This is a genomic window from Reyranella sp. (assembly GCF_017305915.1).
GTDB lineage: Bacteria > Pseudomonadota > Alphaproteobacteria > Reyranellales > Reyranellaceae > Reyranella.
In genome coordinates this window covers 181,863-197,885 of record NZ_JAFKJN010000013.1, presented here as the reverse complement: position 1 = coordinate 197,885, position 16,023 = coordinate 181,863, and the positions used below count along the sequence as shown (strand labels likewise).

General features: G+C 66.0%; 15 protein-coding genes. 4 read left to right on the top strand and 11 right to left on the bottom strand.

What is annotated here, in order from left to right; genetic code table 11:
• Window positions 1-29 precede the first annotated feature (29 nt).
• Window positions 30-278, top strand: a complete 249-nt coding sequence (locus tag J0J01_RS12360) for a hypothetical protein (RefSeq protein WP_296380947.1) — start codon at window positions 30-32, stop codon at window positions 276-278.
• A gap of 252 nt (window positions 279-530) precedes the next feature.
• Window positions 531-1,751, top strand: a complete 1,221-nt coding sequence (gene hemA, locus J0J01_RS12355) for a 5-aminolevulinate synthase (protein ID WP_296380944.1) — start codon at window positions 531-533, stop codon at window positions 1,749-1,751.
• A gap of 1 nt (window position 1,752) precedes the next feature.
• Here hemA and J0J01_RS12350 read toward each other — a convergent pair whose 3' ends face one another.
• Complete coding sequence (locus tag J0J01_RS12350; RefSeq protein WP_296380943.1) at window positions 1,753-2,955, bottom strand: MFS transporter; 1,203 nt, start codon at window positions 2,953-2,955, stop codon at window positions 1,753-1,755.
• Window positions 2,956-3,024: 69 nt separating this feature from the next.
• Here J0J01_RS12350 and J0J01_RS12345 point away from each other — a divergent pair, with 69 nt between their 5' ends.
• Entirely contained in the window at window positions 3,025-3,390 is a 366-nt protein-coding gene (locus tag J0J01_RS12345; protein ID WP_296380941.1) for a hypothetical protein, read from the top strand.
• Here J0J01_RS12345 and J0J01_RS12340 read toward each other — a convergent pair.
• The 4 genes from J0J01_RS12340 to gor form a co-directional block, all read right to left on the bottom strand.
• Complete coding sequence (locus J0J01_RS12340) at window positions 3,387-4,016, bottom strand: glutathione S-transferase N-terminal domain-containing protein (RefSeq protein ID WP_296380939.1); 630 nt, start codon at window positions 4,014-4,016, stop codon at window positions 3,387-3,389. The genes J0J01_RS12345 and J0J01_RS12340 overlap by 4 nt on opposite strands.
• Window positions 4,017-4,028: 12 nt before the next feature.
• Window positions 4,029-5,177, bottom strand: coding sequence for a hypothetical protein (locus tag J0J01_RS12335; protein WP_296380937.1), 1,149 nt, complete (start codon window positions 5,175-5,177; stop codon window positions 4,029-4,031).
• A gap of 39 nt (window positions 5,178-5,216) precedes the next feature.
• Entirely contained in the window at window positions 5,217-6,653 is a 1,437-nt protein-coding gene (locus tag J0J01_RS12330) for a class II 3-deoxy-7-phosphoheptulonate synthase (protein ID WP_296380934.1), read from the bottom strand.
• A gap of 135 nt (window positions 6,654-6,788) precedes the next feature.
• A complete protein-coding gene (gor, locus tag J0J01_RS12325; RefSeq protein WP_296380932.1) occupies window positions 6,789-8,177 on the bottom strand; it encodes a glutathione-disulfide reductase in 1,389 nt (462 codons plus the stop codon).
• Between the two features lie 126 nt (window positions 8,178-8,303).
• Between gor and J0J01_RS12320 the strand changes: the two genes are divergently transcribed.
• Complete coding sequence (locus tag J0J01_RS12320; protein WP_296380930.1) at window positions 8,304-8,762, top strand: EF-hand domain-containing protein; 459 nt, start codon at window positions 8,304-8,306, stop codon at window positions 8,760-8,762.
• A 51-nt stretch (window positions 8,763-8,813) separates the two neighbouring features.
• Here J0J01_RS12320 and J0J01_RS12315 read toward each other — a convergent pair whose 3' ends face one another.
• The 6 genes from J0J01_RS12315 to J0J01_RS12290 form a co-directional block, all read right to left on the bottom strand.
• Window positions 8,814-10,031 carry an ABC transporter substrate-binding protein gene (locus tag J0J01_RS12315; protein WP_296380929.1) on the bottom strand — a complete coding sequence of 406 codons (1,218 nt, stop codon included), beginning with the start codon at window positions 10,029-10,031 and terminating at the stop codon, window positions 8,814-8,816.
• 118 nt (window positions 10,032-10,149) lie between these two features.
• Entirely contained in the window at window positions 10,150-11,370 is a 1,221-nt protein-coding gene (locus J0J01_RS12310) for an ABC transporter substrate-binding protein (protein WP_296380927.1), read from the bottom strand.
• 136 nt (window positions 11,371-11,506) lie between these two features.
• Window positions 11,507-12,736, bottom strand: a complete 1,230-nt coding sequence (locus J0J01_RS12305) for an ABC transporter substrate-binding protein (RefSeq protein ID WP_296380925.1) — start codon at window positions 12,734-12,736, stop codon at window positions 11,507-11,509.
• Between the two features lie 2 nt (window positions 12,737-12,738).
• Window positions 12,739-13,962, bottom strand: a complete 1,224-nt coding sequence (locus J0J01_RS12300) for an ABC transporter substrate-binding protein (protein WP_296380924.1) — start codon at window positions 13,960-13,962, stop codon at window positions 12,739-12,741.
• A 68-nt stretch (window positions 13,963-14,030) separates the two neighbouring features.
• A complete protein-coding gene (locus J0J01_RS12295; RefSeq protein ID WP_296380921.1) occupies window positions 14,031-15,101 on the bottom strand; it encodes a branched-chain amino acid ABC transporter permease in 1,071 nt (356 codons plus the stop codon).
• Between the two features lies 1 nt (window position 15,102).
• Window positions 15,103-16,008, bottom strand: a complete 906-nt coding sequence (locus J0J01_RS12290; protein WP_296380919.1) for a branched-chain amino acid ABC transporter permease — start codon at window positions 16,006-16,008, stop codon at window positions 15,103-15,105.
• Window positions 16,009-16,023: the final 15 nt, after the last annotated feature.

Below are 16,023 nucleotides of genomic sequence, written 5' to 3'. Positions count from 1 at the left end.
ACCGGGCGATCTGGGCGGTCGCTTTCTTCATGTCGTCCGTCCTCCCGGCGTTCGTCGGCATGGGCATCCCGGACATCCAGGGCGAAGGCGTGACGGTCGCGATGCCGATCGCCTTCGCGCTGTGGTTCTTCGGCGCCCTGTTCGCGTTGGCCGCCGGTCTGACGACCCTGCGCTACTGGGAGGGCCTGCCGGCGCAAACCCGCCTGCTCGGTGCCCTGCCCCTGCTCACGGTCTCCCTCTTCCTCAGCGCGGCGCTGATCGGCGCCCTGGTCGTCTAGACTCGCGTTTCCCAGCGACTTCCCACCGATTTCCCACCATCGCGGGAAGTGTAAAACGGCGTCCTGCTTGCATTTCAGGCGATTCTTCCCACTTCCCGGCGCCCCCTGATATCAACGACATCAGTCACTGGGCCAATAGTTGCGAATGATTCGCAATCCCCAACATGGGATCGTGTCGTCAAGCCGCGACCAAAAAGGTCGAGAACTCCGCGGGCGGGCCGAGTATTTTCGGCGAGGAGAGACGGGTCAGGAATGGATTATCAGGCATTCTTCGCCGGCCATCTGCAGCGCCTGCACGATGAGGGCCGCTACCGCGTGTTCGCGGAGCTGGAGCGCATCGCCGGCGCGTTCCCGCGTGCGCGCTATCACAACCAGGGCACGGTGCGCGACGTCACCGTCTGGTGCAGCAACGACTACCTCGCCATGGGCCAGCATCCGGTGGTGCTCGAGGCCATGCAGGCCGCCGTCGGCGCCCAGGGCTGCGGCGCCGGCGGCACCCGCAACATCTCCGGTACCAACACCCTGCACGTTGCGCTCGAGCGCGAGCTCGCCTCGCTGCATGCCAAGGACGCCGCGCTAATCTTCACCTCGGGATACGTCGCCAACGAGACGACGCTGCAGACCCTGGGCGCCCTGCTGCCGGGCTGCGAGCTCTATTCCGACGCCTTCAATCACGCCTCGATGATCGCCGGCATCCGGCACTCGGGCGCCAAGCGGCACATCTTCCGCCACAACGACCTCGAGCATCTCGAGCATCTGCTCGCCGCTTCCGATCCGGCGACGCCCAAGATCGTGGCGTTCGAATCGGTCTACTCGATGGACGGCGACGTCTCGCCGATCGGCGCGCTGTGCGACTTGGCGCACCGCTACGGCGCCCTCACCTATCTCGACGAGGTCCATGCCGTCGGCATGTACGGCGCGGGCGGCGGCGGCGTGGCCGAGCGCGACGGCGTGCTCGACAGGGTCGACATCGTGCAGGGCACCCTGGCCAAGGCGTTCGGCGTGGTCGGCGGCTACATCGCCTCGACGGCCGCCACGGTGGACTTCGTGCGCTCCTGCGGCTCGGGCTTCATCTTCTCGACCTCGATGCCGCCCGCGATCGCGGCCGGCGCCCTGGCGAGCATCCGCCACGTTCGCAGCCATCCCGAGCTGCGCACCCGCCACCAGGAGCGCGCAGCGACGCTGAAGCGCCGGCTGGCGGCGGCCGGCCTGCCGGTGATGCCCTCGACCACGCACATCGTGCCGGTGTCGGTGGGCGACGCGGCGCTGTGCAAGCAGGCCAGCGACCTGCTGATGGAACGCCATTCGATCTACGTCCAGCCGATCAACTATCCGACCGTGCCGCGCGGCACCGAGCGACTGCGGCTGACCCCGACGCCGCTGCATTCGGACGACGACATGACCCGGCTGGTCGCGGCCCTGCAGGACGTCTGGCAGACGCTCGGCCTCGGCAGCCGCGCCGCCGCGGAATAAATCAGGCCGGTTTCTCGACCGTCCGCATCGTCCAGATGTCGGAGAAGGTCAGCACGAAGCCGATCAGCACCGCCATCGCCAACGCCGGGATCACCAGCGCGAGCTGCAATCCCAGGACGGATGCGAGCGTGCCGGCCAGCAGCGCGCCGATCGGGCCGCCGCCGCCCAGGCCAAGCTGGAACAGCGACATCACCCGGGCGCGATGGGTCGGCGGGGCCACGATCTGCAGGATCGTCCGGCCCTGCGTCATGGTGATGCCGGCGCCCAGCCCCCACACGAAGCAGAGCGCGTTCAGCACCCAGAACGGCGGCTGCAGCGCCATGCAGAACAGGATCGCCGAACCGACCGAGACTGCCGACACCACCAGCCGGCCGCGCTTGGTCAGGTGGCGCGCGAACCCCGCGAAGGCGAAGGCGGCGACGATCGTGCCGGCCCAGAAGGCGAGGTTCACGTAGGCGAGCTCCGCGGCCTTGCCGTGATAGACGTCGCGCACGATCAGCGGCAGCACGGCCATGAATGGGCCGACATAGAAGATGCCGATGCCGAAATTGATCAGCAGCACCGGCCACATCTGCTCCGAGCGCGCCGCCTCGGCGACACCGTCGGCGATGCTGCGCCAGAAGCCCGAGTGCCGGGCCGGCGCATGCACCGGCGGATCGGGCAACATCCAGACCGCGATCGCGCCCAGCGACACCAGCGCGGCGTGGGTGACGAGCAGCGGCGTCGCGCCCAGCCGATCGGCCTGCGAGGCGCAGGCGATGCCGACCAGCTGGCCCAGGAACTGCAGCGCGGTCGCCAGCGCCACCGCACGCGGCAGGTTGCCCTTGGCCACGAACGGCAGCAGCGCGTCGCGGGTCGGCACCGCGAAGGCGCCGATCGAGCCCGCCGCCAGGCCATAGGCGATCAGCAGCGGATAGCTGAGACCGCCCCTCATCAGCACGCCCGCCAGCACCAGCGGCGGCACGGCGTAGAGGAAGTGGTAGAGCAGCAGCAGCCGACGCGCGTTGCCGCGATCGGCGACCAGCCCGCCCAGCGGCAGGAACAGGATGCCCGGCGCCATCATCGCCACCTGGGCGATGCCGACGGCGAAGACATCCATGTGCAGCACGATCGCGGCCAGCCAGGAGAACAGCACCATCTGGATGCCGAGCGGCACGAACCAGCTGCCGAGGCCCGCGAGATAGATGGGGAAAGCCGAACGCATGGGGTTGCTCGCCTGTCGAAAACGCTATATCTTGTGGGAAGTTAAAGCCACTTCCTTATACGTTGGTTCATGTCGACCTTCGACCGCGCCGCCCTCGTCAAAGCCCTCGAAACCCTCGGTAGCGCCGAAGCCCACCAAGCTCTGGCGGCCGCCAAGCTCGCGACCAGCCTGCTGCGTGACGCCGGGCTCGGCTGGAACGACGTCCTGCAGGCCGAGATCCGGCCGCGCATCGCCGGTTCCGGGCCGTTCGGCTATCGCCGCGAGCAGCGCGAACTGTCGCCGCACGAGCAGTTCTTCATGGTGCTGCTCTCCCCGCGCACGCCGATCGAGGTCAAGCGCGCGCTGCGCGGCTGGGAAGCGCGCGTGCTCGACGGCGAGATCACGCCGCAGGAAAGCCAAGAGCTCGGCTCGCTCTATCGCAATTACGTCGCCTAGGCCGCGACCAGGACGTTCTGCTCGCGCTCCAGCACGCGCCGCACTGCCGGCCGCGCCAGCATGCGGTCCTTCCATGCGGTGTAGTGCTCGAGCTCCTCGACCGGCAGGCCGATGCGCTTGCCCCAGCCGTAGAACACCAGCGCATAGCCGTCGACCACGCTGAACTCGTCGCCGAGGATCCACGGCTTGTCGCCGATGATGCCGTCGATCTCCTTGAGCGCGGTGTGGAAGTTGTTGCGCCCGGTCGCCTTGAGATGGTCGAACACCGCTGAATCGGTGGCGAAGCGCTCGGGCCGGCTGATGTGGGTGAAGGACGGGTGCACGTTGTTGGAGAACCAGGCCATCAGCGAGATCGCCCGCGCCCGCTGCACCGGGTCTGACGGCATCAGGCGCGGCGCATACTTAGCTGCGACGAAGTCGAGGATCGCGGTGTTCTCGACGATCGTACCCTCGTCGATCACCAGCGCCGGCACGCGGCCGCGTGGGTTGATCTTGAGGTATTCCGGCGTCTTCTGCTCGTTCCTGGCGAAGGCCAGGGCCTGGCTTTCGTAGTCGGCGCCGCTTTCCTCGAGGCCGATATGCGACGCGGTCGAGCACGCGCCGGGCGCGTAGTAGAGCTTCAGCATGACGGTCTCCTCTTAGAGAGGCGCCGCGGCGCCGTTCGGACGGCTGCGGTGCAGGAACTCGCGGCCGACCTTGACTCGCTTCACGCCCTCGTATTCGACGATGTCGGCGGTGGCGTAGGTCTCGGTCCAGTTCGACGGCAGGAACGAGCCCGTACCGACGACGTCGATCGGTGCCTTGGCCTCGGCCATGACGCGGCACTTGGCCGGACCGAAGCCCGACGAGGCGACGATCTTGGTCTTGTCGAAGCCGGCGCGGTCGAGCTCATGGCGCAGATGGAAGATCGCCGCTGCCGACACGCCCGTGCCGACGAGATAGCGCAGCTCCTCCTCGCTGCGATAGCCGCGGATCGATTCGGGCGAATAGCGCTCCAGCACCGCATAGGACGTCGCGGGGTCGAGCCCCTCGACATAGCGGCCGCCCGTGGTGTCGAGGCGGAAGGACAGCATGCCCTTTGCCGCGAGATCGGGAAACCGCCGGCAGACCTCGAGCGAATCGGAAACTTCCTTGGCGAAGTAGTCGACCAGCACGGTCATCGGATCGCCGGGGAAGGTGTCGTAGAACATCTCGGCGGCGCGCACCGTCGAGCCGGCATAGCCGATCAGGGCGTGCGGCATCGTGCCGAGCCCCTGCTCGCGGCCGAAGAAGTGCGCCGTCGCGTGCGTGGCGTTGCCGATGAAGCCGACCGCGCCGACCTTGCGCTTGGCCCGCGCCGAGCCGACCGACGCGGCATAGGCCATCATCTCGGCCATCTCCTGGCCGGCGCAGTGGCGCGCGTCCATCGCCAGGAAGGCGGTCTTGGGCATGTCGGCGCACATCGTCCAGGCGTTGTAGGCGGCAACGCAGGCCGGCCCGAGCTTCTGCAGGAAGATCGTCTCGAGGTCGACGAGATGGAAGAAGGAGCCGGTGATGTACATCATCGGCTCGCCGGCGCCGACCCACTTGCCCTCGATGTAGCGCTGGTCGACCGCGACCTTGGTGTTGCGCTCGCGGCCGGTTTCCTCGAGCCATTCCAGGGCGAGCCGCGGCGCGAACACCACCGGCCGGCGCATGAAGATGGCGTAGGTCACCTGGCAGTCGCCGAACTTTCCGATCACCCGCTTGGTGCGATTGAAGTAGTGATCGGTGAAGCGTTCGATTTCACCGTTTTCTGGATGCGTCATGGGTTCCCCTGCCCTCGCGCGCGCCCTCTTCCTTGGCCGTTACGCGGCCGGGCGCGCCCGCTGGACCGACAGGCGCTCGGCCTTGAGCTGCTCGGCGAGCAGGAAGGCCAGCTCCAGCGCCTGGCTGGCGTTGAGACGTGGGTCGCACTGCGTCTCGTAGCGTTCGTTGAGCTTGTCGACGGTGATCTCGGTCGAGCCGCCGATGCACTCGGTGACTTCCTGGCCGGTCATCTCGAAATGGACGCCGCCGGGATGCGTGCCCTCGGCGCGGTGCACGGCGAAGAACGCCTTGACCTCGTTCAGGATGTTGTCGAAGTGGCGCGTCTTCCTGCCGTTCGACGCCGTTTCGGTGTTGCCGTGCATCGGATCGCACGACCATACCACCGACTTACCGGAGCGCTTCACCGCGCGGACCAGTGGCGGCAGCTTCTCGGCCACCTTGTCGGCGCCCATCCGCACGATCATGACGATGCGGCCGGGCTCGTTCGACGGGTTGAGCAGGTCGATCAGCTTCAGCGTGTCGTCGGTCGACAGCGACGGGCCGCACTTGAAGCCGAGCGGATTGCGCACGCCGCGCAGGAACTCGACATGCGCGCCGTCGGGCTGGCGGGTGCGGTCGCCGATCCACAGCATATGCGCCGAGCAGTCGTACCAGTCGCCCGAGGTCGAATCGACGCGGGTCAGCGCCTCCTCGTACTGCAGCAGCAGCGCCTCGTGGCTGGTGAAGAAGTCGGTCTCGGCGATCTGCGGCGTGGTCGCCGAGGTCAGCCCGCAGGCGGCCATGAAGTTCAGCGTCTCGTCGAGGCGCGCGGCGAGGTCCTCGTACTTGGCCGAGGCCGGCGAGGTGCGGACGAAATCGAGGTTCCAGCGGTTGACCTCGTGCAGGTCGGCATAGCCGCCCTGGGCGAAGGCGCGCAGCAGGTTGAGCGTCGCGGCCGACTGGTTGTAGGCCTGCACCATGCGCTCGGGATCGGGAATGCGCGCCTCGGGTGTGAACTCGAAGCCGTTGACGTTGTCGCCGCGATAGGACGGCAGCTCGACGCCGCCGACCTTCTCGACATTCGAGGAACGCGGCTTGGCGAACTGGCCGGCCATGCGGCCGACCTTCACCACCGGCACGCCGGCGCCGTAGGTCAGCACGACGGCCATCTGCAGCAGCACGCGGAAGGTGTCGCGGATGTTGTTGGCGGTGAAGTCCTGGAAGCTCTCGGCGCAGTCGCCGCCCTGCAGCAGGAAGGCCTCGCCGTTGGCGACCTTGGCCAGCGCCCCCTTGAGCTTGCGCGCCTCGCCTGCGAAGACCAGCGGCGGATAGCGGCGCAGCCGCGCCTCGGCGCCGGCAACGGCCTGGGCGTCGGGATAGACCGGCATCTGCTGCGCGGGTTTGCCGCGCCAGCTCGTCAGCGACCAGTCGGCCGCGCTCGCACTGCGCGATTGCGCCTTGTTGGCCGCGCGCGACGGGCCTTGGATTGCGGTCATCTCACTCCTCCTCCGGGGGCCGTGAACCTATACGCGCTGTGGATAAAAGGCCAGTTCACTGTCGTCCCGAGCGCAGCGAGGGATCTTTCCTGGCCCAGAAGGATCCCTCGCTGCGCTCGGGATGACAGCGGCCCGTCATTCCGCAGCCGCCTTCTTGGCCGTCGGCTCCGGCCGGGCGGTCCGCATGGTGACGAATTCCTCACCCGCCGTGGGGTGGATGCCCACGGTGGCGTCGAACTGGGCCTTGGTGGCGCCCGCCTTCACGGCGACCGCCAGGCCCTGGATCAACTCGGCCGCATCGTCGCCCACCATGTGGCAGCCGACCACGCGGTCGGTCGCGGCCTCGACGATCAGTTTCATGAAGGTGCGCTGCTTGCGGCTGGTGAGCGTGTACTTCATCGGCGTGAACGCCGAGCTGTAGACGCGCAGCTCGCCCAGCGTCATGCGCGCCTCCTCCTCGGTCAGGCCGACATTGGCCATCTCGGGCTGGCAGAACACCGCCGACGGCACGCTGCGATGGTCGGCCTTGCGCGGCTTGTTGCCGAACTCGGTGTCGGCGAAGCAGTGGCCCTCCATCAGCGCCACCGGCGTGAGCGCGATGCGGTCGGTGACGTCGCCGACCGCCCAGATGTTGTCGACGGTGGTCTTCGACCATTCGTCGACCGCGACGGCGCCCGCCTTGTCGAGCTGCACCCCGGCCTTTTCCAGGCCGATGCCGTGCGTGTTGGGCACGCGGCCGGTGGCATACATCACGAGATCGGTCTCGAACATGCCGCCGAGCGGCGTTTGGCACTCGAACGCTTTGCCGTCCTTGGTCCGGCAGATGCGCTGGATCTCGGTCTCGGTGCGTATCCGGATGCCGCTCGCCTTCAGCGACTCGTGCACGAAGGTACGGCACTCCTCATCGAAGCCGCGCAGCACGCGATCGCGGCGGATCACGAGCTCGGTTTCGCAGCCCAGCCCGTTGAAGATGCCGGCGAACTCGACCGCGATATAGCCGCCGCCGACGATGGTGATCCGCTTGGGCAGCGGATCGGGCAGATGGAACGCCTCGTTGGACGTGATGGCGAACTCATGGCCCGGGATCGGCGGCATTTCGGGCCGGCCGCCGGTGCAGATCAGGATCTTCTCCGCCATGACGGTCTCGCCGGCGACCTCGATGGTGTGGCGGTCCATCAATCGGCCGCGACCCATGTGGATCTTCACACCGCTGCCCTCGAGCAGGCGGATATAGACGCCGTTCAGCCGGTCGACCTCCTTGCCGACAGTGTCGCGCAGGGTGGCCCAGGAATGCGCGGGCTCTCCGACCGTCCAGCCATAGGCCGCGGAGTCCTCGAACTCGTGCGCGTACTTGGAGCCGTAGACCAGCAGCTTCTTCGGCACGCAGCCGCGGATCACGCAGGTGCCGCCGACCCGGTAGTCCTCGCAGATGCCGACCCGTGCGCCGTAGCCCGCGGCGACGCGCGAGGCGCGCACGCCGCCCGACCCGGCGCCGATCACGAACAAGTCGTAGTCATAGGACATGAGAACAAAACCTCAACACGGCCACAATTCCGGCCCGCCGACGACTATATCGGCGCTTAGACCGGCAGTTAAGGGAACCGGAGCGTGTTTTTCCTGGACCTGATACAACCTTAAGGTAAGCTACCAATGACGATCAAATACCTGCCGTTGATCCTGTTCATGCTCGCCGCCGGCCCGGCCTTCGCCGCGCCCGGTCCGGACACCGACACCCAGCGGCCCGCGCGCCCGTCGAACTCCGGCGTGATGCGCTACGATACCAACAAGGACGGCTTCGTCGACCGCGGCGAATGGGACGCCGGCCAGGAGGCCCGCTTCCGCCAGCTCGACACCAACAACGACGGCAAGCTCAGCAAGGAAGAGCTCACCGCCCACACCCGCAACGACCGCCAGGCCGAGCGCCAGGAAGCCTTCTTCCGCCGCCTCGACCGCGACCGCGATGGCTTCGTCAGCAAGGCCGAGTTCATGGCGCAGGCCGACCGCAACTTCATGCGCTGCGACGCCGACAAGGACGGCAAGATCAACGCCGCCGAATGCCGGCAGGCGCTGCGCCGCCAGCCGGTCGACCGGGCTCGCCAGGACCGCTGAACGAGAAAGGCCGCCTCGCGGCGGCCTTTCCCTCTTCTCTTCGCAAGCCGCTCAGCTGCTCTCGGCGTGCATGACATCGCCGAACAGCTCCCAGCTCTCGGCCTTGAAGCGGGCGAGCTGGACCGCCTGGATCGGATAGTAGTCGGTCGGGCTGGTATTGATGGTGATGCCGGGCAGCACCAGCGGCAGCTCGAGCTTCTTGAAGCCTGCGGCCTGCCTCATGACGTTCTCGCGGGTCAGCGTGTCGCCGCAGCGCTTCAGCGTCTCGAGCATCAGCGTCGAGACGCAGTAGGCGAACACGTAGTTCGCGTCCGCCTGGTTGGCGCCCGCCATGTTCTTGTCCATCCACGCCCGCCAGGTCTTCATGTCCGGCGATTCGTCCCACTGCTTGTCGGTGGGATCCTTGAGGTACGCCGCGGTCAGGATGCCCTGGCTTGCCTCGAAGCCCGCCGGCTTGATCACCGAGGCGACCGAGGCGGAGACGTTGTTGAGATACTGCGTCGGCTTCCAGCCGATGTCGGCGGCCTTGCGGATCGCCTGGGCGGCGAACTTCGGCGTCGACACGTTGAAGAAGACGTTGGCGCCGGAGTCCTTGAGCTGGATGACCTGGCTGTCGACCGTCGGGTCGGTGATCTCGTAGGTGACGTGCTTGACGATGCGGCTCCCCTCCTTGCCCATGCCCTCCTTGAAGCCCTCGACATAGTCCTTACCGTAGTCGTCGTTCTGCATCAGGATGCCGACCTTGGCATCCTTGTTGTTCGCCAGCAGGTGCTTGGCATAGATCGCGCCCTCGGTGTGGTAGTCGGGCTGGAAGCCCATGGTCCACGGGAAGTGCTTGGGATCGCCCCACTTCGACGCGCCGGTCGAGATGTAGAGATGCGGGACCTTCTTCTGGTTGACATACTTGTGGATCGCCGTGTTGGTCGGCGTGCCGAGCGTCTGGTAGAGCAGCAGCACCTTCTCCTGCTCGACCAGCTGGCGCACCACCTCGACCGTCTTGGGCGGCGAGTAGCCGTCGTCGAGCGTGATGAAGTTGACCTTGCGGCCGTTGATGCCGCCGGCGTCGTTGACCGCCTTCCAGAACGCCTGGTGCAGCTTGCCGATCACGCCGTAGGCCGAGGCCGGCCCGCTATAGGGGCAGCAATGGCCGATCCTGATCTCGGCATCGCTCGCGCCCTCGTCGTACTTCTTCTGCGCCACCGCGCCCGACGACGCCACCAGCGCCGCCGCCGATACACCACCCAAAAAACCACGCCTGTTCGTGTTCAACGCTTCCTCCGTTTTTGTCGTTTGGCGGAAGAAGCGTAGGCCAAACCTCGCATGCAGCAAGAGAAAAGGCCGCCGGTTGCCCGGCGGCCTTCTTTTTCTCCACGACTGCAACCGGAGATCAGGCGCTCTCGGCCGACATGATCTCGCCGAACAGCTCCCAGCTCTCGCCCTTGAAGCGCTCGAGCTGGACCGACTGGATCGGATAGAAGTCGGTGGCGCTGGTGCTGACGGTGATGCCCGGCAGCAGCAGCGGCACGCGCAGCTTGTTGAAGCTCGCGGCCTGCTTCATGACGTTGGCGTGGGTCAGCTCGCTGCCGCAGTTCTTCAGCGTCTGGTGCATCAGGAACGCCACCGAGTAGGCGTAGACGTAGTTGGCGTCGCCCTTGTTGGCGCCCGGCATCCACTTGTCCATCCAGGCGCGCCAGGTCTTCATCTCCTCGTCGTTGTCCCACTTCTTGTCGGTGGGATCCTTGAGGTACGCGGCGGTGATGATGCCCTGGGCGTTCTCGAAGCCGGCCGGCTTGAGCACGGCGGCGACCGAGGCCGAGACGTTGGTCATGTACTGCGCCGGCTTCCAGTCGATCTCGGCCGCCTTGCGGATCGCCTGGGCGGCGAACTTCGGCGTCGCGATGTTGAAGAAGACGTTGGCGCCGGAGTCCTTGAGCTGGATGATCTGGCTCTCGACCGTCGGGTCGGTGACCTCGTAGGTCGACAGCTTGACGATCAGCTTCTGGTTGTCCTTGCCGAGGCCTTCCTTGAAGCCCTCGAGGTAGTCCTTACCGAAGTCGTCGTTCTGCATCAGGATGCCGACCTTGGCCTCCTTGATGTTGGCCAGGATATGCTTGGCGTAGATCACGCCCTCGGTGTGGTAGTCGGGCTGGTAGCCCATCGTCCACGGGAACTCCTTGGGCTTGCCCCACTTCGACGCGCCGGTGGCGACGTAGAGCTGCGGCACCTTCTTGGTGTTCATGTACTTCTGGATCGCCGTGTTCGACGGCGTGCCAAGCGTGTTGAAGCAGCACAGCACCTTGTCCTGCTCGACCAGCTGGCGCACGACCTCGACGCACTTGGCGGGGTTGTAGCCATCGTCGTAGGTGATGAAGTTGACCTTGCGGCCGTTGATGCCGCCGGCGTCGTTGACGCTCTTCCAATAGGCCTCGATGCCCTTGCCGATCACGCCATAGGCCGAAGCGGGACCGCTATAGGGCCCGGCATGGCCGAGCTTGATCTCGGTGTCGCTGGCCCCGTTGTCGTACTTCTTTTGCGCATACGCGACCGAGCCCGACAACAACGCGGCGGCCGACACGCCGCCGATAAAACCACGCCTACTCGTTTGCACTGGTGTCACCTCCCATGAAATTGGCGTGAAGTTGTCTCCCGAAAACGCCGCCGTGGAAAGACACAAATGAGAAGGCCGCCGGAGATCCGGCGGCCCGCTCTGGTTGTATGGATTGCTCGTTTCGAGATGCGGCAGGCTAGCTGCTCTCGGCGTGCATGATCTCGCCGAACAGCTCCCAGGTCTCGCCCTTGAAACGCTGCAGCTGCACCGCCTGGATGGGATAGAAGTCGGTCGGGCTGGTATTGATCAGGATACCGGGCAGCAGCAACGGCACCCGGAACTTCTGGAAGCCCGCCGCCTGCTTCATCAGGTTGGCACGCGTGAGGTCGTCGCCGCAGCGCTTGAGCGTCTCGGTCATCAGGTAGCTGACCGCGTAGCCGTAGACGTGGTTGGCGTCGGCCTTGTTGGCGCCCGGCATATGCTTGTCGATCCAGGCCGACCAGGTCTTCATCTCCTCGTTGTCGGCCCACTGCTTGTCGGTGGCGTCCATCAGATACGACGCCGTGATGATGCCCTGGGCGTTGTCGAACCCCGCCGGCTTCATCACCGCGGCCACCGAGACCGAGACGTTGTTGAGGTAGTGCGCCGGCTTCCAGGCGAGATCGGCCGCCTTGCGGATGCCCTGCGCCGCCGCCTTCGGGCCGGAGAAGTTCATAAAGATGTTGGCGCCGGAATCCTTGAGCTGGATGATCTGGCTGTCGACCGTCGGATCGGTCGCCTCGAAGGTGACGATCCTGGCGATCTTGTCGACGTCCTTGCCCAGCCCCTTCTTCAGGCCGTCGAGGTAGTCGCGGCCGTAGTCGTCGTTCTGGTGGAGCACGCCGATCCTGGGATCCTTGACGTTGGCCAGGGCGTGCTTGGCGTAGATGATCGCTTCGGTGTGGTAATCGGGCTGGAAGCCCATGGTCCACGGGAAGTGCTGCGGGTCGCCCCACTTCGAGGCGCCGGTCGCGACGTAGAGCTGCGGCACCTTCTTGGTGTTCATGTACTTGTGGATCGCCGAGTTGCACGGCGTGCCGAGCGACTGGAACAGCGCGAAGATCTTGTCGTTCTCGACCATCTGGCGGACCAGCTCGACGGTCTTGGGCGGCACGTAGCCGTCGTCGAGCGAGATGAACCTGATCTTGCGGCCGTTGACGCCGCCCGCCTCGTTCACGCTCTTGAAGTAGGCGTCGATGGTCTTGCCGATCGCGGCATAGGCGGAGGCCGGGCCGCTGTACGGGTTGGTGTTGCCGATCTTGATCTCGGTGTCGGAGGCGCCGTCGTCGTACTTCTTCTGCGCGACCGCCGGGTTTGGGGCGACCGCCGGAGCGGCCAGGAGGGCGGCCGCGCCGCCCCCCACGAAAGTGCGTCTGGTGGTCTTCACGGTCAGGTGCTCTCCGCGTGCATAACGTCTCCGAACAGCTCCCAGGTCTCACCCTTGAAACGCGACAGCTGCACCGCCTGGACCGGGTAGTAGTCGGTCGGGCTGGTGTTGACCGTGATGCCCGGCAGCAGCAGCGGCACCTTGAGCTTCTGGTGGTTGGCCGCCTGCTTCATCAGGTTCTCGCGCGTGAGGTTGTCGCCGCACTTCTTCAGCGTCTCATGCATCAGGAACGAGACCGAGTAGGCGAAGACGTTCGACGCGTCGTCCAGGCTGGCGCCGGGGTTGGACTTCTTCATCCACTCCGTCCACATCTTCATGTCGGGATGATCCGCCCACTGCTTGTCGGTGGGGTCCATCAGGTACTGGGCGGTGATGACGCCCTGCACGTTGTCGAAGCCTGCCGGCTTCATCGTCGAGGCGACGCTCGACGACACGTTGTTGAGGTAGATGACCGGCTTCCAGCCGATGTCGCCCGCCTTGCGCATCGCCTGGGCGGCGAACTTGGGCGTGGCGATGTTGAAGAAGACGTTGGCGCCGGAATCCTTGAGCTGGATCACCTGGCTGTCGACCGTCGGGTCGGTCACCTCGTAGGAGACGTGCTTGACGACGCGGTTGCCTTCCTTGCCGAGGCCTTCCTTGAAGCCCTCCCAGTAGTCCTTGCCGTAGTCGTCGTTCTGCATCAGCACGGCGATCTTGGCGTCCTTGACGTTGGCCAGCAGGTGCTTGGCGTAGATCACCGCCTCGGTGTGGTAGTCGGGCTGGTAGCCCATCGTCCACGGGAACTCCTTGGGCTTGCCCCACTTGGACGCACCGGTGGCGACGAACAGCATCGGCACCTTCTTCTGGTTCATGTATTTGTGGATCGCTGTGTTGGTCGGCGTGCCGAGCGTGTTGAAGGTGCACAGCACCTTGTCCTGCTCGACCAGCTGGCGCACCAGCTCGACCGTCTTGGGCGGGCTGTAGCCGTCGTCGTAGGTGATGAAGTTGACCTTGCGGCCGTTGATGCCGCCAGCCTCGTTGACGCTCTTCCAATAGGCCTGGATGGTCTTGCCGATGACGCCGTAGGCGGAGGCCGGACCGCTGTAGGGGTTGGTGTGACCGATCTTGATCTCGGTGTCACTCGCCCCGTCGTCGTACTTCTTTTGCGCGAACGCTACGCTTCTACCCGTGAGCAACGCTGCAGCCGATACGCCGGCCACGAAGGTACGCCTGCTGGTCTTATTCATGTTCAGCCTCCCTGTACGAGGTCACACCATGGACTACCCTCACTCGAACGCGATCGAACGGACGAAACTCAGTGGCTCTCGCCGGCCTGGGCGGGCTTGCGGGTCGCGGCCGGCGCGCTGCGCTCGGGGCTGACCGGCGCGGCGCGGCGGAAGCTGCGGATCAGCGCGTAGACGCCACCGGCAATGCCCATCGGCATCAGGTACATCAGGACGATCAGCAGGATGCCGAACACCGTATAGGCCGACAAGTCAAACTGCAGGCCGAGGTCGTTCTTCACGAAGGTCGACAGCGCCTGGGCCGAGTTGTCGACCAGGACGTAGAAGACGCCGCCGATCAGCGAGCCGGCCAGCGAGCCGACGCCGCCCACCACCAGGCCGATCAGGAACTTGATCGACAGGAAGAAATTGAAGCTGTCGGGCGCCACGAAGGCGATCGCCGAGGCCGACAGGGCGCCGGCGATGCCGGTGTAGGCGGCGCTGATGCCGAAGGTCACCGTCTTGTAGAGCGCGGTGTCGATGCCCATCGTGTCGGCGGCGATATGGTAGTCGCGGATCGCCATCATCGCCCGGCCGCTGCGGCTCTTCAGGATGTTGCTGGCCGCCCAGTACAGGAACACCATGACGATGAAGCAGTAGTAGTAGAGCCACTGGTCTTCGCTGAGCGGCAGGCCGAACGGGACCTCGGGCTTGTTGAGCACGATGCCCTGCACGCCGCCGGTCAGGCCCTCGAGCCACTTGTATTTCAGGATCTGCGGCACCGCGAGCGCCAGCGCGAAGGTGGCGAGCGCGAGGTAATGGCCCTCGAGCTTCAGCGCCGGCAGGCCGAACAGGTAGCCGACGATGAAGCAGAGCACCGCCGCGAACGGCAGCGTCGCCCAGTATGGGAAGTTCGCCTGATCCATCAGGATCGCCGCGATGTAGGCGCCGACCGCGTAGAACGCGCCGTGGCCCAGCGAGATCTGGCCGTTGAAGCCGGTCAGGAGGTTGAGCCCGAGCACCGCGATCGCCGCGATCATCATCGTGCTGACCAGGAACAGCCGATAATCCGAGACCAGGTTGGGCAGCACCGGCTGCAGCAGCGGAACGACGACTCCCAGCACCAGCAGGACGATCAGCCACTTCTTGGGGAATGCCGGCATGTCACACCCTCTTCACGATGACGCGGCCGAACAGGCCGGCCGGCTTCACCGTCAGCACGAAGATGACGATGATCAGCGCGACGGTGAGCTTCTCGCCGTTGCCGATGATGTAGACGCCGGTCGCCTTCTCGATCTGGTTGCCGGCGTAGGCGACCATGTTCTCGAGCACGCCGACGATGAAGCCGCCGACCACCGCCCCGCCGGGGTTGCCGATGCCGCCGACCAGGGCGCTGGCGAAGGCGTAGAGCAGGATGCCGCCCATCATGTTGGGATCGAGGTAGACGATGTGCGCGACCATGATGCCCGCGACCGCGCCGACCGCGGCGGCCAGCCCCCAGCCCAGCGCCAGCATCCAGTCGACGCGGACGCCGACCAGCCGCGCCATCTGCGGGTTCTGCGCCGCCGCCCGCATGGCGAGGCCGAGCGGCGTGAAGCGGAAGAACGCGAACAGCAGGGTCAGCACGATCAGGGTGACCAGCACGACGCCGAGCTGATGCGGGCCGATGACGCCGGCGATGCCGAAGCTCGATTTCGGAAAGGGCGACGGATACTCCTTGATCAGGTAGCTCCAGATTGCGCCGGCGACGGAGTTGCAGATCGCCAGCAGGCCGATGAACACCACGACGACCGACAATACCGGCGCGTTGTGCAACGGTCGCAAGATGACCCTCTCGATCAGCACGCCCAGCACGAAGGAGAACGCCACCGCCAGGATGAAGGCGACCCAGAAGCTCAGGCCCCAGGTCATGAGCTGCCAGCTGATGTAGGTCGAGAACATCGCCATCTCGCCCTGGGCGAAGTTCAGATGATCGGTCGAGACGTAGATCATGACTAGCGCGAGGGCGACGCAGGCGTAGATCGCGCCGTTGGCGAGGCCGGATGCGAGCTGCTGGAGAAACTGTTCCATATCTGCCTCAGTAGC